Origin of the sequence: Pseudomonas sp. S09G 359, from assembly GCF_002843605.1 — a bacterium.
Lineage (GTDB): Bacteria > Pseudomonadota > Gammaproteobacteria > Pseudomonadales > Pseudomonadaceae > Aquipseudomonas.
The window spans coordinates 645,966-664,914 of the sequence record NZ_CP025263.1; the positions used below are offsets into that span (position 1 = coordinate 645,966).

Genomic DNA, 18,949 nt, shown 5'->3' on the forward strand with positions numbered 1-18,949 from the left:
GCAGGCTACAACCCGTAAGGAGCATTCATGCGTCATTACGAAATCATCTTTTTGGTCCACCCGGATCAAAGCGAGCAAGTCGGCGGCATGGTTGAGCGTTACACCAAGCTGATCGAAGAAGACGGCGGCAAAATCCACCGTCTGGAAGATTGGGGCCGTCGTCAACTGGCCTACGCAATCAACAATGTTCACAAGGCTCACTACGTGATGCTGAACGTTGAGTGCACTGGCAAGGCCCTGGCCGAGCTGGAAGACAACTTCCGCTACAACGATGCAGTGATCCGTAACCTGGTCATCCGTCGCGAAGAAGCCGTTACCGGCCAATCCGAGATGCTCAAGGCTGAAGAAAACCGCAGTGAGCGCCGTGAGCGTCGCGACCGTCCTGAGCACGAAGGCGCTGATAGCGCTGATAGTGATGACAGCGACAACAGCGATAACGCTGACGAGTAATCCACGGACCTTTTAAGGAGCCTATCAAATGGCACGTTTCTTCCGTCGTCGTAAATTCTGCCGCTTCACCGCTGAAGACGTGAAAGAGATCGATTACAAAGATCTCAACACTCTGAAAGCCTACGTATCCGAGACCGGCAAAATCGTTCCAAGCCGTATCACCGGTACCAAAGCACGTTATCAGCGTCAGCTGGCCACCGCTATCAAGCGCGCCCGCTTCCTGGCCCTGCTGGCCTACACCGACAGCCACGGCCGCTGAGACCGGGCAGTCGACAAGTAGTAAGGGATTGAATGCATGCGCGCCTTAGCTGAGTTCATCATGCGCGGTCGTGTGCAGGCCACTCTGGTAGTGGCTGGATGTGCGGCATTGCCGTTGCTTTATTGGTTGGGTGCTGCAGCTGGTTGCCTTGTGCTCCTGCGGCGCGGTTTGAAGGACGCCCTTGGCGTTCTCTCCCTGGGACTGCTGCCGGCCTTGGTCTGGTGGCTGCAGTTCGATGATCCACGGGTACTTCTGGTACTGCTGGGGTCATCGAGCCTTGCGTTGGTTTTACGCGCAAGCGAGTCCTGGGTCCGCACGCTGCTGGTCAGCGTGGCATTGGGGTTGGTGTACTCAGTGATGCTTGGCGCGGCTTTCCGCCCGCATATCGAGGCGCTGGCGCAAGAGATCGTCAAGATCCTGCCGCTGGCTCTCGGGGATCTCTACCAGCAATTGTCGGTAGATGAGCGAGCGCGGTTCGCGTCACTGATTGCACCGGTCCTGACCGGCCTGATAGCGGCACTGTTGCAGATCGTCAGCGTGCTGAGCCTGATTCTTGGGCGTTATTGGCAGGCGTTGTTGTACAACCCGGGTGGTTTTGGTCGCGAATTTCGCAGTATCAGAATCCCCGCGGGGCCGGCGATGTTGCTGCTGGCGTGCATGGTTGTCGGGCCGAACTTCGGAACCCAGATGGCCTTGCTGGCGCCGATTTGCAGCGTACCGCTGGTGTTTGCCGGGCTGGCCCTGATGCATGGGCTGGTTGCGCGAAAGCGCCTGGCCAAGTTCTGGCTGGTGGGGTTGTACGTCACGCTGTTGCTGTTCATGCAGCTGATCTATCCGTTACTCGTGGTTTTGGCCATTGTCGACGGCCTGATTGATTTTCGCGGTCGTCTGGCGTCGAAAGACGCCGATAACGCGAACGGTGAAGGTTAAAAGTTAGAGGATTTTCACATGCAACTGATCCTTCTGGAAAAAGTCGCCAACCTGGGCAACCTGGGCGACAAAGTGAACGTTAAGGCCGGCTACGGTCGTAACTACCTGCTGCCATACGGCAAAGCCACCGCTGCAACCGCTGCCAACCTGGCTGCGTTTGAAGAGCGTCGTGCTGAGCTGGAAAAAGCCGCAGCAGACAAAAAAGCTTCGGCCGAAACTCGCGCTGCCCAACTGGCTGAGCTGGAAGTGACTATCACTGCCACTGCCGGTGACGAAGGCAAGCTGTTCGGTTCGATCGGCACCCACGACATCGCTGATGCACTGACCGCCTCCGGCGTTGAAGTGCAGAAGAGCGAAGTTCGTCTGCCGAACGGCACCATCCGCAACGTAGGCGAATTCGACGTAGCCGTGCACCTGCACGCCGAAGTTGAAGCCACCGTACGCGTTGTCGTGGTAGCAGCTTAAGCAGCACCTAACTGGGTGGCACCTCGCGTGCCAGCCGGTTAACATCGGGCACGATCCTGTTTACAGGTCGTGCCTTTTGTTTTTCTACACTCCCCAAATTCCAAGTGGCCATGAACGATATTTCAGCTCCCGAGCAATACGATCTGCAAACCGCTGCCCTGAAGGTGCCGCCGCATTCCATCGAGGCCGAACAGGCCGTGCTCGGTGGCTTGATGCTGGACAACAACGCCTGGGAACGCGTGCTGGATCAAGTCTCGGACGGTGATTTCTATCGCCATGACCACCGCCTGATCTTCCGTGCCATCGCCAAGCTGGCCGATCAGAACTCACCGATCGACGTGGTGACCCTGGCCGAGCAACTCGACAAGGAAGGCCAGACCTCCCAAGTCGGCGGCCTCGGGTACCTCGGTGAGCTGGCGAAAAACACGCCGTCCGTCGCCAACATCAAGGCCTATGCGCAGATCGTTCGCGCGCGGGCCACGTTGCGCCAGTTGATCGGCATCGCCACCGAAATCGCCGACAGCGCCTTCAACCCGGAAGGCCGCACCGCCGAGGAGATCCTCGACGAAGCCGAACGGCAGATCTTCCAGATCGCCGAAGCTCGCCCGAAAACCGGCGGCCCGGTCAGCGTCAACGACTTGCTGACCAAGGCCATCGACCGCATCGATACCCTGTTCAACACCGACAACGCCATCACCGGCCTGTCCACCGGCTACACCGACCTGGACGGCATGACCAGCGGCCTGCAACCGTCTGACTTGATCATCGTCGCCGGCCGTCCGTCCATGGGTAAGACCACCTTTGCGATGAACCTGGTGGAAAACGCCGTGTTACGCAGCGACAAGGCGGTACTGGTGTATTCGCTGGAGATGCCAGGTGAATCGCTGATCATGCGTATGTTGTCGTCCCTGGGCCGTATCGACCAGACCAAGGTGCGTGCCGGCCGCCTGGAAGATGACGACTGGCCGCGCCTGACCTCGGCGGTCAACCTGCTCAACGACCGCAAGCTGTTTATCGATGACACGGCCGGTATCAGCCCGTCGGAAATGCGTGCGCGTACCCGGCGACTGGTGCGTGAACACGGTGATATTGCCCTGATCATGATCGACTACCTGCAGCTGATGCAGATCCCGGGCTCCGGCGGCGACAACCGTACCAATGAGATTTCCGAGATTTCCCGCTCGTTGAAAGCCCTGGCCAAGGAATTCAACTGCCCCGTGGTGGCGCTTTCACAGCTCAACCGCTCCCTGGAGCAACGGCCGAATAAACGCCCGATCAACTCCGACTTGCGGGAATCCGGAGCGATCGAGCAGGACGCCGACGTCATCATGTTCGTTTACCGGGATGAGGTGTATCACCCGGAAACCGAATACAAAGGCGTCGCCGAAATCATTATCGGTAAACAGCGTAACGGCCCCATCGGCACCGCGCGCCTGGCGTTTATCGGCAAATACACGCGCTTCGAGAACCTGGCACCGGGCAGCTACAACTTCGAAGACGAGTAAACACAGCGCTTTCAATTCCGACTGCAAAGGTCGGAATTGGTCAAGATTTGTGCTATATTCCGCGCCCGCGATTTTTCATCTCAACACCGGTCACCGTCATGCAAACAGCCAAGCCGTTATTTGACTATCCCAAGTACTGGGCCGAATGTTTCGGTCCTGCGCCATTCCTGCCGATGAGCAGGGAGGAGATGGATCAGCTTGGCTGGGATTCCTGCGACATCATCATCGTCACCGGTGATGCCTACGTTGACCATCCGTCGTTCGGCATGGCGATCATCGGCCGGCTGCTGGAGTCCCAGGGCTTCCGCGTCGGGATCATTGCCCAGCCGAACTGGCAGTCCAAAGACGACTTCATGAAGCTCGGCGAGCCGAACCTGTTCTTCGGCGTCGCGGCCGGCAACATGGACTCGATGATCAACCGTTACACCGCCGACAAGAAAATTCGCTCCGACGACGCCTACACCCCTGGCGGCATGGCCGGTAAACGCCCGGACCGCGCGAGCCTGGTGTACAGCCAGCGTTGTAAAGAAGCCTACAAGAACGTGCCGATCGTACTCGGTGGCATCGAAGCCTCCCTGCGCCGCATCGCCCACTATGACTACTGGCAAGACCGCGTGCGCAACTCGATCCTGATCGACGCCACCGCCGATATCCTGCTGTACGGCAACGCCGAGCGCGCGATTGTCGAGGTGGCCCAGCGCCTGTCGTGGGGCCACAAGATCGAAGACATCACCGATGTGCGCGGCACCGCGTTCATTCGCCGTGACACGCCTGCCGGCTGGTACGAAGTGGACTCCACGCGCATCGACCGCCCGGGCAAGATCGACAAGATCATCAACCCGTACGTGAACACCCAGGACACCCAGGCCTGCGCCATCGAGCAAGAGAAAGGCCCGGTGGATGACCCGGAAGAAGCCAAGGTCGTACAGATCCTGGCCAGCCCGAAGATGACCCGCGACAAGACCGTGATCCGTTTGCCGTCGGTGGAAAAAGTCCGTGGCGACGCGGTGCTCTACGCCCACGCCAACCGCGTGTTGCACCTGGAAACCAACCCAGGCAACGCCCGCGCCCTGGTGCAGAAGCACGGTGAAGTGGACGTGTGGTTCAACCCGCCGCCCATCCCGATGACCACCGAGGAAATGGACTACGTGTTTGGCATGCCTTACGCACGTGTCCCGCACCCTGTGTATGGCAAGGAAAAAATCCCGGCCTACGACATGATCCGCTTCTCGGTGAACATCATGCGTGGCTGCTTCGGTGGCTGCACCTTCTGCTCGATCACCGAGCACGAAGGCCGCATCATCCAGAACCGTTCCGAAGAGTCGATCATTCGCGAAATCGAAGAGATCCGCGACAAGGTCCCAGGTTTCACCGGGGTGATTTCCGACCTCGGCGGCCCGACCGCGAACATGTACCGTATCGCCTGCAAAACGCCGGAAATCGAATCCGCGTGCCGTAAGCCGTCGTGCGTGTTCCCGGGTATCTGCCCGAACCTGAACACCGACCACTCTTCTTTGATCCAGCTGTACCGCAGCGCCCGTGCGTTGCCGGGTGTGAAGAAGATCCTGATCGCTTCCGGCCTGCGCTATGACCTCGCGGTCGAGTCGCCGGAATACGTCAAAGAGCTGGTCACCCACCACGTCGGTGGCTACCTCAAGATCGCCCCGGAACACACCGAGGAAGGTCCGCTCAACCAGATGATGAAACCGGGCATCGGCAGCTATGACAAGTTCAAGCGCATGTTCGAGAAGTACACCAAGGAAGCGGGTAAGGAGCAGTACCTGATTCCTTACTTCATCGCTGCCCACCCGGGCACCACCGATGAAGACATGATGAACCTGGCCCTGTGGCTCAAGGGCAACGGCTTCCGCGCCGACCAGGTGCAGGCGTTCTACCCGTCGCCGATGGCCACCGCCACCGCGATGTACCACTCGGGCAAGAACCCGCTGCGCAAGGTCACCTACAAGAGCGACGCGGTGACCATCGTCAAGAGCGAGGAGCAACGCCGCCTGCACAAGGCGTTCTTGCGCTACCACGACCCGAAAGGCTGGCCGATGCTGCGTGAAGCGCTGACCCGCATGGGCCGTGCCGACCTGATCGGGCCGGGCAAGGACCAACTGATCCCGCTGCACCAGCCGTCCACCGACAGCTACCAGAGCGCGCGTCGCAAGAACTCGACGCCGGCCGGCAGCCATAAGGTCGCCAAGGAAACCACCACCAAGATCCTCACCCAGCACACCGGCCTGCCGCCCCGTGGCAGCGACGGCAGCAACCCGTGGGACAAGCGCGAACAGGCCAAGGCTGCCGCGCAGGCACGTAACAAGCAGGCGGCCAAAGAGCGCAGCGATGCGGCCAAGGGCAAGGGCGGCAAGCCTGCGCGCAAGCCGGTTGTGCCGCGTTGATCGTAACCTGAACATGCAAAACGCCAGCCTCGTGCTGGCGTTTTGTTTTCTAGCCGCTGGGTAGTCTGTTTGTTAAGGTGGCGGCCATTAAATCGCTATCGGGGGCAAGTCGAATCGTCGCACCGCCCATCCCACAGTTGACCGAGTTCCAGCATGAGAATGCGGTCGAATGTGGGAGGGGCGGTGCGACGATTCGACTTGCCCCCGATGAGGCCCGACCGGCCACTATCACTTTCAAGGAAGAACACCTATGGGCAACCCCCTGGCCGGCATCGGCATGGACTCCAACCGCTCGCAGTTCATGGCGCGCCAGCGCATCGAAAGCGAAATCAACCTGCCGCGCCTGTTTGCCGCCATCGATGCTGACCCCGGCATTGTCGGCGCGGGCGTGGTGTATATCGACGCCGATTTCAACGTGGTCACCCTGCGTGAATTCAAGCCCATCTGCAGCATCAAGCCCAAGCGCATCATTGTGCGCGAGGCGCAGAAATACATCGCCCCGGCCCAGTTCGCTGATCAGGTGCTGAACAACCCGCGCGAGTCGCGGCTGATGAGTGAAGCCTTCAATACCACCCTGGCTTGTACCGGCGCGGTGATCGGTTGGCTGGTGGTGTTGAGTGGCACCATCGCCATTCCGTTCACGGCCGGCGCCAGCACCGTCGTAACGGCCATCGGCTACACCGCCGCCTCGGCGAGTACCGTCTCTTGCCTGGTCGGCGGGTTCCGCACGCGCAACGAAATCAACGACCCGGGGATGAACGATTACCTCGATAACGAGGAGTGGTATCAGGCCGCGACCAAGGTCCTGGATGGTGCTGCGCTGGTCGGCGTGGGCGCGTCGGCGCTGACCACTGTCAAGCTGGTTAACATCACCCGCGCCGCCACCGGCAAGAGCCTGCGCCAGGTGCTCAAAGGCCTGAACGGCCAGGAACGGGAGAAGCTGACCAAAGAGCTGCTGAAAGTCGCTGACCCGCAAATGTCGACCAAGATGCGCAAGCTGCTGCAAATGAGTGGCGAACTGCCCAAGCGCTTTACGCCGACTCAACTCAAGCATGCCACCTATGTGCAATTGGGGGATGCGATCGGTGCCGGCATCAGCGTCTGGGGGTTGAAGCGTTCGGACAACTACACGCAGGCCAAGACCTTTGCCGTCGGTTTGTACGAGGAGGCTGAGTGATGAGTGGCGTGCCGTCGCTGAAACCGTTTTTGCTGGCGCATTTCCCGGCGTTCATCGGCGTGATTCTCGCCGGCTGCCTGGGCGGGTCGGGTGTTATCTCCCTGGCGGCCAGCACTTATTTTGCCGACGTGCCCATGGCCAACAACGCGACCCTGTCCTGGTTCGTGGTAGTCGCTGCCGGGCTGTTCGTGGCCAACAGCAACTTCCTGGTAGTGCGCGGCTATGCCTGGGCGGTGTGGGGGATGGTGGGGTTTTTTGTGCTGTGCCTGCTGGTGGCCTTGCCGACACTGGCGTATCGGCCGCACTGGTTTATCTACAGTGAATGCCTGTTCTGGCCATTGCTGGGGCTGTTGCTGATCAACAGCAAAGGCTATCGCCTGATGGTCGGAAAGTTGGTCGAAGTGCGCCGGCTGCGCGAGGCAGCCAAAGCGGGCGCGTAGGTTCAGATTTTGACGTTTTGACGAATATTCCAGCCGTATTTGACGGCGCCGCCGTCCTTGCCGCCGTCGGCTTTCTGAGGCTGGTAGCTGACTTCAATGGTGGCGAAGTTCAGGCCAATCACCTCAGTCAAGGTATCGGCCGAGGTGACCGCATCGGTCTGGTACGAGATGACCATGACTTCCTTCATTGTCATCACCAGGTACTCCACCGCGCTGGAGCCTCCGGCCTTGCGCACCACCAGCCGCGCCTCGGGGTAATGCTTGCCGGTGGAGCAGGCCATCATCAGGTTGGGCGAAGACTTGTCCATGAGCTTGGAGATGGCCAGGTTTTGAATCTCGACCTTGCCCGCACCGCCGCCACTGCCGGTGTGCATGGAGCCGGTTTGGGTCATGCCCCACCCCCATTTGCTGATCTCGATTTCATCGCGGTGGGACTGGTCTTTGGACTCGCCCTTGATGTCCCCCAACTTCAAAAACATATCAGTTGTCATTGTCGCTCCCTGTCTTGGTATTCGCCGGTCGTGGCGTGGGGCGTACTTTTTCCTATTCGGGATCTGGCCTACAAGACGCTGCATAACGATCAGGAAGTGCCTGTCCGCATAAAGCGAAGCTTCTGACATTTTTAGGCGATGCCCAGTCTTTAACCTCTGCACTCTTGTGAAAAACCGGAGTAAAGGGATGACTTCCAGTGTGTTGAAAGACGGTTTCCCCAGTGCCCATTTGACGACGCGGCAGCGGGTCGAAAGCAGTATTGATCTGCGTAAGTTGTTTGCGGCTATTGATGCTGATCCAGCCATTGTCGGGGCTGGCGTGGTGTATCTCGATGCCGAGTTGCGGGCGGTGGTGTTGCGTGAGTTTCAGCCGATTTGCAGTGTGGCGCCGAAGAAGGTGATTTTGCGCGAGGCGCCCAGTTACGTCGGGCGGGTGGAGTTCGCTCGGCGGCTGGCGAATGAACCGCGTGAGTCGAGGGTGGCGTTTGAGGCTCTGAATGCGGGGTTCGCGTGTACTTCGGCGGTGATTAGTTGGTTGGTGATTGCGGGGGGCTTTGCGCTGACGCCATTTACTTTTGGGGGCTCTGGTGTAGCGGCCGCGATTAGCGTTGTTGGCGCGTCAGCCAGCACTATTCAATGCTGGATTGGTACTCGACGGGCTAACAATGAAAGGAATGATCCTGCTCTTAATGACGCCATGGACAGCGATGAATGGCATCAGGCTTTGATGGCGGGACTGGATGCTGCTTCGTTGTTAAGCGCTGGAGCCGCAATGATGTCGACAGTTCGAATGATCAATACGCTTCAAAAGGTAACAGGGAAAAGCACGCATCAGGTGCTCAAAGGTTTGAATCGGCAGGAGCGGGGAAAACTCACCAGAGAGTTACTCAGTATTAATCATCCGGAAATGACCCGAAAAATGATAAAGCTGAAACAGCTAGCTGGAGAGATTCCCAAGCGCTACACCTCGGTAGAAGTAAGGAGCGTGACCCTTTTGCAGATGATTGATACCGTTGGCGCGTTATTCAGTGTTGCTGGCAGTGTCCGGTCCGGGAACATCCGGATCATTGCGATCGGGTTGTATGAGGAGATCGCGGAATGAGACTTCTCGGACGGAGGTATCTTGTCCCTATTCGGCCTTTTTTGATCCGTAACTTTCCCGTGTTTATCGCCGTTATTTTTTCGGGTATTTTCGGCAGTGTTGCTGTTGTCGTGTTGGTGGAAAACTACTATTTCCCATCGTTATCAAATGCGGCTGCTGAAAATACTGGCCGGGTGTTAGCCCTCTTCATCACCCTCTGCAATGTCATGATCGCCTCCGGGCGCCCCAAAGGGGCCTGGGGCATGTATGCCCTTTTCATCGCCTGCCTGTTGGTTGCTGTGCCGGGGTTTCATTTTTCGCCCAACCTGTTCCTTTACGCGGAGTGCTTCTTCTGGCCGATACTCGGCCTGCTACTGCTTCACAGCAAACGCCATCATGAAATGCGTACGGCCTATGTAGAACTCCGCCACATGCGCGCAAAAGTCCAGGCCGCCATCAACAAACGCCGCAAACACGAACGCGCCATCATCAGAATAAAAAAACCGAGGTGATTCCCCACCTCTGCGCCCACCCAACCGCTACCGCTGCACCCACTCGCGCCACAAATATGTGCAGGTCATGCACCATCACCCCACCGTTGGCGTCGTTTTGGTGCTGTACTGCACCGGGTCTTACGATAAAGCGCAATGACCGCCGCTCTGGCATAAGTCTTGCGCGCTTTGTGCCCATGCCCTGGCTCGCAGGAGGCCGCCGTGTCGATTCATGTCGCGTTGCACCACGTTACGCATTACCGCTATGACCGCGCTGTCGAACTCGGCCCGCAGATCGTGCGTTTGCGCCCGGCGGCCCACAGCCGCACGCGGATTTTGTCCTACGCGCTGAAAGTGTTGCCCGAGCAGCATTTCATCAATTGGCAGCAGGACCCCCAGGGCAATTACCTGGCGCGCCTGGTGTTCCCGGAAAAAACTGACGAACTGCGCATCGAAGTCGACCTGGTCGCTGAGATGGCGGTATTCAACCCGTTCGACTTTTTCCTCGAACCCTACGCCGAAAAAATCCCCTTCAGTTACGCTGCCGATGAGCAGCGCGAGCTGGCGCCATACCTGGAAACCCTGCCGCTGACGCCACGGTTTGCCGCCTACCTGGCCGGCATCGACCGCACGCCATTGCCGGCGGTAGATTTTCTGGTCGGCCTCAACCAACGCCTGGCGGCCGATATTGGCTACCTGATCCGTATGGAACCCGGTGTGCAAACCCCGGAATTCACCCTGGAAAACGCCTCCGGCTCCTGCCGCGATTCGGCCTGGCTGTTGGTGCAACTGCTGCGCAACCTGGGGTTGGCGGCGCGATTTGTGTCCGGTTACCTGATCCAGCTGACCGCCGACGTCAAAGCCCTCGACGGCCCGTCCGGCACCGAGGTGGACTTCACCGACCTGCACGCCTGGTGCGAGGTGTACTTGCCGGGTGCCGGTTGGATCGGCTTGGATGCCACCTCCGGTCTGTTCGCCGGTGAGGGCCATATCCCGTTGGCCTGTAGTCCCGATCCGTCTTCCGCCGCGCCGATCAGTGGATTGGTGGAGCCGTGCGAGTGTGAATTTACCCACGAAATGTCGGTAGAGCGGATCTGGGAAGCCCCTCGGGTGACCAAGCCCTACACCGAGGAGCAATGGCTGGCGATCCAGGCCCTGGGCCGACAGATCGACGGCGACCTGCTCAAGGACGACGTGCGCCTGACCATGGGCGGCGAACCCACCTTCGTGTCCATCGACGACCCCGACGGCGCCGAGTGGAACACCGCCGCGCTCGGGCCGGACAAGCGCCGGCTGTCTGCCGAGCTGTTCCAGCGCATGCGCAAACACTATGCGCCCAAGGGCCTGGTGCACTTTGGCCAGGGCAAGTGGTACCCCGGCGAGCAGCTGCCGCGCTGGTCGCTTAATTGCTTCTGGCGCCGCGACGGCGTGCCGATCTGGCACAACAGCGCGCTGATCGCCGATGAGCAACAGGACTATGGCGCCGATGGCGTAATGGCCGGGCGCTTCCTGGCCAGCGTCGCCGAGCGTTTGAAGCTGCCGGCGCGCTTTGTGTTCCCGGCGTTCGAAGACAATTTCTACTACCTGTGGCGTGAAGGCGCGCTGCCGCAAAACGTCACCGCCCAGGACCCGCGCCTGAGCGACGACCTGGAGCGCGAACGCCTGCGCAAAGTGTTCAGCCAAGGCCTGGATACCGTCATCGGCCAGGTGCTGCCGCTGGCGCGCACCGCCGCCAATGATCGCTGGCAGAGCGGGCGCTGGTACCTGCGCGATAACCACTGCCGCCTGGTGCCGGGGGATTCGCCCCTGGGCTATCGCCTGCCGCTGGCCTCGCAGCCGTGGGTGACGGCGGCGGAGTATCCGTTCGTGCACCCCACCGACCCTAACCAGGACCAACCGGAGCTGCCGACCAGCGCCCAACTGCAAAGCCACGGCGAACCCGCGCCGAACGATGAACGTGTGCCCAAGGTGGATGAATCCGCCGACTGGCTGACCCGCACCGCGCTGTGCGCCCAGGCACGGGAAGGGCGCCTGTACCTGTTTATGCCGCCCCTGGAGCGCGTCGAGGACTACCTGGAGCTGGTTGCCGCCATCGAAGCCACGGCCGAAGAACTGCACTGCCCGGTATTGCTCGAAGGCTACGAGCCGCCGTTCGATATGCGCCTGAGCAACTTCCGGGTCACGCCGGACCCAGGTGTGATCGAGGTCAACGTGCAGCCGTCCGCCACGTGGGACGAGTTGGTGGAACGCACTGAATTCCTCTATGAGGAGGCGCGGCAAACCCGCCTGACCACTGAAAAGTTCATGATCGACGGCCGCCACACCGGCACCGGCGGCGGTAACCATTTCGTGCTGGGGGGCGCCACGCCCAAGGACTCGCCGTTTCTGCGTCGCCCTGATTTGCTGCGCAGTTTGATCAGCTATTGGCATAACCATCCGTCCTTGTCCTACCTGTTTTCCGGCCTGTTTATCGGCCCGACCTCCCAGGCGCCACGGGTGGATGAAGCGCGCAACGACGCGCTGTACGAGCTGGAAATCGCCTTCGCGCAAATCCCCGCGCCCGGCGAAGAATGCCCGCCGTGGTTGGTCGACCGGCTGCTGCGTAACCTGTTGATCGACGTGACGGGCAACACCCACCGCGCCGAATTCTGCATCGACAAGCTCTACTCACCGGATGGCGCCACCGGCCGCCTGGGCCTGCTGGAATTGCGCGCGTTTGAAATGCCGCCCCATGCGCGCATGAGCCTGACCCAGCAACTGCTGCTGCGGGCGTTGGTCGCACGCTTCTGGCGTGAACCGTATGCGCCGCCGAAGCTGGCGCGCTGGGGTACCGAGCTGCACGACCGCTTCCTGTTGCCGCACTTTATCGAGCAGGATTTTGCCGACGTGATCGTTGAACTCAACGCCGCCGGCTACCCGCTGCGAGCCGAATGGTTTGCCGCGCACCTGGAGTTCCGTTTTCCCAAGGTCGGCGACTACGCGGTCAGCGGTATCGAACTGGAACTGCGCCAGGCCCTGGAACCCTGGCATGTACTGGGCGAAGAAGGCGCGGTGGGCGGCACGGTGCGTTATGTGGATTCGTCCCTGGAACGCCTGCAAGTGAAGCTCAGCGGCCTGCCGCCGCAGCGCTATCTGCTGACGTGCAACGGCATCCCGGTGCCGTTGCAACCGACCGGGCGGGTGGGCGAGTTTGTCGCTGGCGTGCGCTATCGCGCCTGGCAACCCGCCAATTGCCTGCAACCGACCATCCCGGTGCACGCGCCGCTGGTGTTCGACCTGCTGGACACCTGGATGCAACGCTCATTGGGCGGCTGCCAATACCATGTCGCGCACCCGGGCGGGCGTAACTACGACAGCTTGCCGGTGAATGCCAATGAGGCCGAGAGCCGGCGGATGGCGCGGTTTTTCCGCCTCGGCCACACGCCTGGCAAGCTGTCCGTGCCGCCAGTGGTGGTGAATGATGAATTGCCGATGACCTTGGATCTGCGGCGTTTCCCCCATAAAAATGACTAAGCGCGCCCCATGTGGAACTGAAGTGCCCTTGTGGCGAGCGGGCTTGCCCGCGTTGGGACGCGCAGCGGCCCCAGAAAATCGGACTGCTACGCAATCCAACGCGGGCAAGCCCACTCGCCACAGGTGTTTTCATCCCACATTAGATTGCAGTGAATTTGATTTAAACTGACTCCCCTTGCCTCTGCCGAGCGTTCCATGTCCGACTTGCTCGACCGTTACCCGCTGACTGCGGGCACCTATCACGAACTGCTCGATGACAGTGGCGCGGTACGTGCCCACTGGCAGCGCCTGCTGGACCACTTGCAGCGCAGCACGCCTGCGCAACTGGCCCAGCGCCAGGCGCTGCTGACCCGGCAAATCCAGGAAAACGGCGTGACCTACAACGTCTACGCCGACCCCAAGGGCGCCGATCGCCCGTGGGAATTGGACCTGTTGCCCCATGTGCTGGCTTTTGACGAGTGGCAGCACCTGTCGGCCGGTATCGCCCAGCGTGCGCGCCTGCTGAATGCCGTGCTGGCCGACCTCTACGGCCCGCAGCGCCTGATCAAGGAAGGCTTGCTGCCGGCGGAATTGGTGTTCGGGCATAACAATTTCCTCTGGCCGTGCCAGGGTATCCAGCCACCCGACGGCGCCTTCCTGCACCTGTACGCCGTGGACCTGGCGCGCACCCCGGATGGCCGCTGGTGGGTCACCGCCGACCGTACCCAGGCCCCGTCGGGCGCGGGTTACGCCTTGGAAAACCGTACCATCGTGTCGCGTGCGTTCCCGGACCTGTACCGCGACCTGCAGGTGCAGCACCTCACCGGTTTCTTCCGCACGCTCCAGGAAACCCTGGCCCGCCAGGCGCCGAGTGATGACCAGCCGCCACTGATCGTGTTGCTGACCCCTGGGCGTTTCAACGAAAGCTATTTCGAACACCTCTACCTCGCGCGCCAGCTCGGTTACCCCTTGGTCGAAGGCGGCGACCTCACCGTGCGCGACAGCACCGTGTTCCTCAAGACCCTCAGTGGCCTGCGCCGGGTACACGCGATCATGCGCCGCCTGGACGACGACTTCTGCGACCCGCTGGAGCTGCGCACCGACTCGGCCCTCGGCGTGCCGGGCCTGCTCGACGCCGTGCGCCAGGGCAATGTGCTGGTGGCCAACGCCTTGGGCAGCGGCGTGCTGGAGTCGCCGGGGCTGCTCGGCTTCCTGCCCAAGATCAATGAATTTCTGTTTGGCGAAGAACTGATCCTGCCGTCCATCGCCACCTGGTGGTGCGGTGAGGCGCCGGTACTGGCCGAGGCGCTGGAGAAGCTGCCCGAGCTGTTGATCAAACCGGCATTTCCGTCGCAAAGCTTCGCCCCGGTATTCGGCCGTGATTTGAATCACGAACAACGCCAGGCCCTGGCCGAACGCATGCGCGCGCGGCCTTACGCGTATGTCGCCCAGGAGTTGGCGCAACTGTCCCAGGCGCCGGTGTGGCACACCGTGGAAGACCACCTGCAACACCGTGCCATCGGCATGCGCGTGTATGCCGTGGCCAGCGCCGATGGCTACCGCGTGCTGCCTGGCGGCCTGACCCGTGTGGCGGCCGAGGCCGATGCCGAGGTGGTGTCGATGCAGCGCGGTGGCGCGAGCAAGGACACCTGGGTCCTCGGTGAACGTGCCGCCGGTGGCGAACAGTGGCGTGCACAGCGCACGATCGGCGCCCATGACCTGGTGCGCCGCGATCCGTATCTGCCGTCGCGTGTGGTGGAAAACCTGTTCTGGTTCGGCCGTTATTGCGAGCGCTGCGACGACAGTGCGCGCTGGCTGCGCATCGTGCTGGCGCGGTATGTCGACGGTGATGACCCGCTGGCGTTGCAGGCGGCGGTCGAGCTGGGTGAGAGCCTGCGCCTGCTGCCGGAGGAGGGCGAGTTACCCGAGCGCCTGCTCGCCGCCATGCTCGGCGATGACTGGCCGTCCAGCCTGCGCGCCAACCTGCAGCGCTTGCAGTGGGCGGCGTCCCAGGTGCGCGGCAAGTTGTCCCGCGAGAACTGGCAGGCACTGGTCGAGCTGCAACGCGAAGCCATGGAGCTGGAAAGCGAGGCGCCGGATTTTGGCGAGCTGCTGGACTTCCTCAACCGCCTGGTGATGTCGCTGGCGGCGTTGTCCGGGTTTGCCCTGGACGACATGACCCGCGACGAAGGCTGGCGCTTTCTGATGATGGGGCGGCGCATCGAGCGCCTGCAATTTCTCAGCAGCAGCCTCGCGGCGTTCCTGCGCGGCGTGGCGGTGTTCGATCAGGCCGGGTTGGAATGGTTGCTGGAGCTGGGCAACAGTAGCATCACCTATCGCTCGCGCTACCTGGCGGTGCCGCAGTTGATTCCGGTCCTCGACCTGTTGCTGCTGGATGAGCAGAACCCCCATGCGGTGCTGTTCCAGCTCAAACTGGTAAGCCGCACCCTGCGTCGCCTCAATGACGACTTCGGCGTGCCGCGGGAAACCGGTCTGGCGCCGTTGGTGGAGCGCCTGGCGCGCTTCGACCTGGGCTGCCTGGAGAACCCGTTGTTTGGCGAAGCCAGCGTGCGTGCGGCCTTGGATGGCCTGGCCGACCTGCTGCAAGCGGTCGCCGATGAGAGTGGGCAAGTGTCGGATCGCCTGGCGTTGCGCCACTTTGCCCATGTGGATGATGTCAGCCAGCAAACGGTGTCGGTGTAATGAGCGTGCGCTATCAGATCTTTCACGATACCCATTACCACTACGACAGCCCGGTGTCGCTGGCCCAACAGCTGGCGCATTTATGGCCGCGGCCGTGCGCCTGGCAGCGCTGCACCTGGCAGCAGCTGGACATCAGCCCCGAGCCCACGGCGCGCCGCGATGAGCTGGACGTGTTCGGCAACCCGATCACACGCCTGGCGTTCGAGCGGCCCCACGATGAGTTGCTGGTGAATGCCGGGCTGACCGTGGAAGTGCTGGCGCGGCCGGTGCTGGATTTCCAGCACTCGCCGGCCTGGGACCAGACCCGTGACAGCCTGACCTACAGCAGCCAGCCGCTGTCACTGGAGATTATCGAAGCCTGCCGCTACCGTTTCGAATCGCCCTACGTGCACCTGAAAAAAACCTTCGTCGAGTTTTCCGAGAGCTGCTTCCCGCCGAGCCGTCCGTTGCTGTTGGGCGTGCAGGCCTTGATGGAAAAGATTTTCAGCGAATTCACCTTTGATGCCGAAGCCACCCAGGTCGCCACGCCTCTGGTTGAGGTGCTGGAGCGCAGGCGCGGTGTGTGCCAGGACTTCGCCCACCTGATGCTCGCGTGCCTGCGCTCGCGGGGCCTGGCGGCGCGGTATATCAGCGGCTACCTGTTGACCCAGCCGCCACCCGGCCAGCCACGGCTGATCGGCGCCGATGCGTCCCACGCGTGGGTGTCGGTGTATTGCCCGGTGTCCGGTTGGGTGGATTTTGATCCGACGAACAATGTGCAGCCGGCACTGGAGCACATCACCTTGGCCTGGGGCCGGGACTTTTCCGATGTGTCGCCGTTGCGGGGGGTGATTCTGGGGGGCGGGAGCCATGACCCGGAGGTGCGGGTAACGGTGATGCCGCTGGAATGATTGCCGGGCTTACTGTCGTAAGCAGGCTTTGTGGCAAGCAGGCGTGTTGTGGCGAGCGGGCTTGCCCGCGTTGGGCTGCGCAGCAGCCCCGATAACTGATTCAACGATCTTTATGAAGCACCACGGGCATCGATGGGGGCCGCTTCGCGACCCAACGCGGGCAAGCCCGCTCGCCACAGCAAGCCCGCTCGCCACGAAAAATCCGTTCGCCACAGGGTGGGAGCGGTCAGTTATTCAGCCGGATCTTTTGGTGTTTCGGTCTCGTCGCTCGTTACTTCACCATCGGCATCCGGGTTCAGTGCGCCTGCTTCTTCATCGGCAGCGGCTTTCTTGCGTTGCAGTTTTTCCTCTTTCTTCTGTTCCTTGGCCAAGTCTCTCTGACGTTTGGCGAAGGAGTAATTAGGTTTGGCCATGGGCGATCCTCTAGGGTCGAAGGTGAGGGTGGCGGCGCGCAGCTGCCTTGGGTCGCTATGGTAGCAGCTTAGCAGCGCGCTTGGCCTTCACTTACCGCAGGCGTACGCGGCCAGCAGGCCGTTGAAGAATTGATTGAAGTGCATGGCAGAGCCTCCGATGGGTGATGGGCCGATCATAGGCGGGTCGTAGTACTTTGGCTGGTAGATTGTGTTGATCAGTCTGATAGCCTAAAGTTGTATACAATCTGTTGATGCAGATCATAAGAATTCAAGCCTGCTTGAGGCACCCTTACCGCAATCCGCGTTTTTAAACCCTGCCTTGGAGATTCACATGTTTGCCAAACTCGTTGCTGTTTCCCTGCTGACTCTGGCGAGCGGCCAGTTGCTTGCCGCAGAGTGCAAGGTCACTGTCGACTCTACTGACCAAATGTCCTTCAACACCAAAGCGATTGAAATCGACAAGAGCTGCAAGACATTCACCGTCGAGCTGACTCACTCCGGCAACCTGCCGAAAAACGTCATGGGTCACAACTGGGTGCTGAGTAAAGAAGCCGACATGCAGCCGATTGCAACTGACGGCATGGCCGGCGGCGTGGACAAGAACTACCTGAAAGACGGCGACGAACGCATCATCGCTCACACCAAGCTCATCGGTGCGGGTGAGAAAGATTCGGTGACTTTCGACGTTTCGAAGCTGAAGGCCGATGAGAAGTACGGTTTCTTCTGCTCGTTCCCAGGCCACATCTCGATGATGAAAGGTACTGTGGTTCTGAAGTAACACCGCGTAATCGTTCATCGGGGGCAAGTCGAATCGTCGCACCGCCCCTCCCACATTCGACCGCATTCTCATGTTGGAACTCGATCAACTGTGGGAGGGGGCTTGCCCCCGATGGCTGCCTGACAGTCAACACAAACCTATCTGGCTCACCTCACGGCGCAAACGGCATGACCCGCTTGTGCTCAGTCTTGCGGTAGGTTTCGCAGATAATTCTGAACGCTTCTTCACGCACCGGCTCACCGTGCAGGAACGCATCGATCTCGGCATAGGTCACGCCATGTGACGCTTCGTCCGGCTTGCCTGGCGACAGGTCTTCCAGGTCGGCAGTCGGGACCTTCTCCACCAACGACTCCGGCGCCCCAAAGTGCCGCGCAATCGAACGCACCTGGTTTTTCACCAGCCCGCTCAACGGGGCCAGGTCGCAGGCGCCGTCACCGAACTTGGTGAAAAAGCCCATCACCGCTTCCGCCGCATGGTCGGTACCGATCACCAGCCCACCGGACGCGCCGGCGATGGTGTATTGCGCCACCATGCGCATGCGCGCCTTGGTGTTGCCCAGCACGAAGTCACGGGACACCGCCGCCTTGCCTTCAAACGCTGCCACTTCATTGGCCAAGGCTTTTACCGCCGGGCCGATATTCACGGTGTGGCGTTCGTCCGGTTCGATAAAGTCCACCGAGGCCTGGGCGTCGATTTCGTCGAACTGGGTTTCGTAGGGCAGGCGCACGGCGATAAACCGGTATGCCTCGTCACCGGTGCTGGCGCGCAGTTCCTGCATCGCACGTTGCGCCAACAGGCCGGCGGTCAAGGAGTCGACGCCGCCACTGATGCCCAGCACCAGGGTCTTGAGCCCGGAATTGCGCAGGCAATCCTGAATAAAGGCTACGCGGCGGGCCACTTCGGCCTCAAGGGCGGCCTGGTCGTTGAACGGTGCTTGGACCTTGAGCTGCTGCGCAATCTCACGCTGTACGGCTTGCATGAT

At 61.0% G+C, this 18,949-nt stretch carries 17 protein-coding genes; 14 read left to right on the top strand and 3 right to left on the bottom strand.

Going from position 1 to position 18,949, the window contains the following annotated elements; genetic code table 11:
• Window positions 1–27 precede the first annotated feature (27 nt).
• The 8 genes from rpsF (at window position 28) to CXQ82_RS02810 (ending at window position 7,628) form a co-directional block, all read left to right on the top strand.
• Window positions 28–450 (top strand): 30S ribosomal protein S6, encoded by a 423-nt coding sequence (gene rpsF / locus CXQ82_RS02775; RefSeq protein ID WP_003236224.1) that lies wholly within the window; start codon window positions 28–30, stop codon window positions 448–450.
• Between the two features lie 28 nt (window positions 451–478).
• Window positions 479–709, top strand: a complete 231-nt coding sequence (gene rpsR, locus CXQ82_RS02780; protein WP_002551829.1) for a 30S ribosomal protein S18 — start codon at window positions 479–481, stop codon at window positions 707–709.
• A 36-nt stretch (window positions 710–745) separates the two neighbouring features.
• Window positions 746–1,639 carry a hypothetical protein gene (locus CXQ82_RS02785; RefSeq protein ID WP_101265924.1) on the top strand — a complete coding sequence of 298 codons (894 nt, stop codon included), beginning with the start codon at window positions 746–748 and terminating at the stop codon, window positions 1,637–1,639.
• Window positions 1,640–1,657: 18 nt separating this feature from the next.
• Window positions 1,658–2,104, top strand: coding sequence for a 50S ribosomal protein L9 (rplI, locus tag CXQ82_RS02790; RefSeq protein WP_003171376.1), 447 nt, complete (start codon window positions 1,658–1,660; stop codon window positions 2,102–2,104).
• A gap of 110 nt (window positions 2,105–2,214) precedes the next feature.
• Entirely contained in the window at window positions 2,215–3,609 is a 1,395-nt protein-coding gene (dnaB, locus tag CXQ82_RS02795) for a replicative DNA helicase (protein WP_101265926.1), read from the top strand.
• Between the two features lie 98 nt (window positions 3,610–3,707).
• A complete protein-coding gene (locus CXQ82_RS02800; RefSeq protein WP_101265928.1) occupies window positions 3,708–6,011 on the top strand; it encodes a YgiQ family radical SAM protein in 2,304 nt (767 codons plus the stop codon).
• A 250-nt stretch (window positions 6,012–6,261) separates the two neighbouring features.
• Window positions 6,262–7,188 carry an NAD synthetase gene (locus tag CXQ82_RS02805; RefSeq protein ID WP_101265930.1) on the top strand — a complete coding sequence of 309 codons (927 nt, stop codon included), beginning with the start codon at window positions 6,262–6,264 and terminating at the stop codon, window positions 7,186–7,188.
• Window positions 7,188–7,628 carry a hypothetical protein gene (locus CXQ82_RS02810; protein ID WP_101265932.1) on the top strand — a complete coding sequence of 147 codons (441 nt, stop codon included), beginning with the start codon at window positions 7,188–7,190 and terminating at the stop codon, window positions 7,626–7,628. Before CXQ82_RS02805 ends, CXQ82_RS02810 begins: the two co-directional genes overlap by 1 nt.
• Window positions 7,629–7,630: 2 nt before the next feature.
• Here CXQ82_RS02810 and CXQ82_RS02815 read toward each other — a convergent pair whose 3' ends face one another.
• Entirely contained in the window at window positions 7,631–8,119 is a 489-nt protein-coding gene (locus tag CXQ82_RS02815; RefSeq protein WP_177409881.1) for a type VI secretion system tube protein Hcp, read from the bottom strand.
• Between the two features lie 187 nt (window positions 8,120–8,306).
• Here CXQ82_RS02815 and CXQ82_RS02820 point away from each other — a divergent pair, with 187 nt between their 5' ends.
• From CXQ82_RS02820 to CXQ82_RS02840, 5 genes are all read left to right on the top strand, one after another.
• Window positions 8,307–9,221 (top strand): NAD synthetase, encoded by a 915-nt coding sequence (locus CXQ82_RS02820; RefSeq protein WP_101265936.1) that lies wholly within the window; start codon window positions 8,307–8,309, stop codon window positions 9,219–9,221.
• Window positions 9,218–9,712, top strand: coding sequence for a hypothetical protein (locus CXQ82_RS02825; protein WP_101265938.1), 495 nt, complete (start codon window positions 9,218–9,220; stop codon window positions 9,710–9,712). Before CXQ82_RS02820 ends, CXQ82_RS02825 begins: the two co-directional genes overlap by 4 nt.
• 201 nt (window positions 9,713–9,913) lie before the next feature.
• Window positions 9,914–13,204: a DUF2126 domain-containing protein gene (locus tag CXQ82_RS02830; protein ID WP_101265940.1), complete on the top strand. Its 3,291-nt coding sequence runs from the start codon at window positions 9,914–9,916 to the stop codon at window positions 13,202–13,204.
• Between the two features lie 195 nt (window positions 13,205–13,399).
• Entirely contained in the window at window positions 13,400–15,886 is a 2,487-nt protein-coding gene (locus tag CXQ82_RS02835; protein ID WP_101265942.1) for a circularly permuted type 2 ATP-grasp protein, read from the top strand.
• Entirely contained in the window at window positions 15,886–16,776 is an 891-nt protein-coding gene (locus tag CXQ82_RS02840) for a transglutaminase family protein (RefSeq protein WP_101265944.1), read from the top strand. The genes CXQ82_RS02835 and CXQ82_RS02840 overlap by 1 nt, the downstream gene beginning before the upstream one ends.
• A 230-nt stretch (window positions 16,777–17,006) precedes the next feature.
• Here the strand turns inward: CXQ82_RS02840 and CXQ82_RS02845 are convergent, their stop codons facing one another.
• Window positions 17,007–17,189, bottom strand: coding sequence for a hypothetical protein (locus CXQ82_RS02845; RefSeq protein ID WP_101265946.1), 183 nt, complete (start codon window positions 17,187–17,189; stop codon window positions 17,007–17,009).
• A gap of 331 nt (window positions 17,190–17,520) precedes the next feature.
• Here CXQ82_RS02845 and azu point away from each other — a divergent pair, with 331 nt between their 5' ends.
• Window positions 17,521–17,967, top strand: coding sequence for an azurin (gene azu, locus CXQ82_RS02850; RefSeq protein ID WP_101265948.1), 447 nt, complete (start codon window positions 17,521–17,523; stop codon window positions 17,965–17,967).
• A gap of 151 nt (window positions 17,968–18,118) precedes the next feature.
• On the opposite strand, the gene nadE is transcribed toward azu, so the two are convergent.
• On the bottom strand, window positions 18,119–18,946 hold the full coding sequence (gene nadE, locus CXQ82_RS02855) for an ammonia-dependent NAD(+) synthetase (protein WP_101265951.1): 828 nt from the start codon (window positions 18,944–18,946) through the stop codon (window positions 18,119–18,121).
• Window positions 18,947–18,949: the final 3 nt, after the last annotated feature.

Excerpts from the sequence above, each read along its gene's own strand:
- CXQ82_RS02825 (WP_101265938.1), top strand. The coding sequence starts at position 9,218 with ATGAGACTTCTCGGACGGAGGTATCTTGTCCCTATTCGGCCTTTTTTG.
- dnaB (WP_101265926.1), top strand. The coding sequence starts at position 2,215 with ATGAACGATATTTCAGCTCCCGAGCAATACGATCTGCAAACCGCTGCC.
- CXQ82_RS02815 (WP_177409881.1), bottom strand. The coding sequence starts at position 8,119 with ATGACAACTGATATGTTTTTGAAGTTGGGGGACATCAAGGGCGAGTCC.
- CXQ82_RS02800 (WP_101265928.1), top strand. The coding sequence starts at position 3,708 with ATGCAAACAGCCAAGCCGTTATTTGACTATCCCAAGTACTGGGCCGAA.
- rpsF (WP_003236224.1), top strand. The coding sequence starts at position 28 with ATGCGTCATTACGAAATCATCTTTTTGGTCCACCCGGATCAAAGCGAG.
- CXQ82_RS02840 (WP_101265944.1), top strand. The coding sequence starts at position 15,886 with ATGAGCGTGCGCTATCAGATCTTTCACGATACCCATTACCACTACGAC.
- rpsR (WP_002551829.1), top strand. The coding sequence starts at position 479 with ATGGCACGTTTCTTCCGTCGTCGTAAATTCTGCCGCTTCACCGCTGAA.
- CXQ82_RS02785 (WP_101265924.1), top strand. The coding sequence starts at position 746 with ATGCGCGCCTTAGCTGAGTTCATCATGCGCGGTCGTGTGCAGGCCACT.
- CXQ82_RS02820 (WP_101265936.1), top strand. The coding sequence starts at position 8,307 with ATGACTTCCAGTGTGTTGAAAGACGGTTTCCCCAGTGCCCATTTGACG.
- nadE (WP_101265951.1), bottom strand. The coding sequence starts at position 18,946 with ATGCAAGCCGTACAGCGTGAGATTGCGCAGCAGCTCAAGGTCCAAGCA.
- azu (WP_101265948.1), top strand. The coding sequence starts at position 17,521 with ATGTTTGCCAAACTCGTTGCTGTTTCCCTGCTGACTCTGGCGAGCGGC.
- CXQ82_RS02835 (WP_101265942.1), top strand. The coding sequence starts at position 13,400 with ATGTCCGACTTGCTCGACCGTTACCCGCTGACTGCGGGCACCTATCAC.
- rplI (WP_003171376.1), top strand. The coding sequence starts at position 1,658 with ATGCAACTGATCCTTCTGGAAAAAGTCGCCAACCTGGGCAACCTGGGC.
- CXQ82_RS02810 (WP_101265932.1), top strand. The coding sequence starts at position 7,188 with ATGAGTGGCGTGCCGTCGCTGAAACCGTTTTTGCTGGCGCATTTCCCG.
- CXQ82_RS02845 (WP_101265946.1), bottom strand. The coding sequence starts at position 17,189 with ATGGCCAAACCTAATTACTCCTTCGCCAAACGTCAGAGAGACTTGGCC.
- CXQ82_RS02805 (WP_101265930.1), top strand. The coding sequence starts at position 6,262 with ATGGGCAACCCCCTGGCCGGCATCGGCATGGACTCCAACCGCTCGCAG.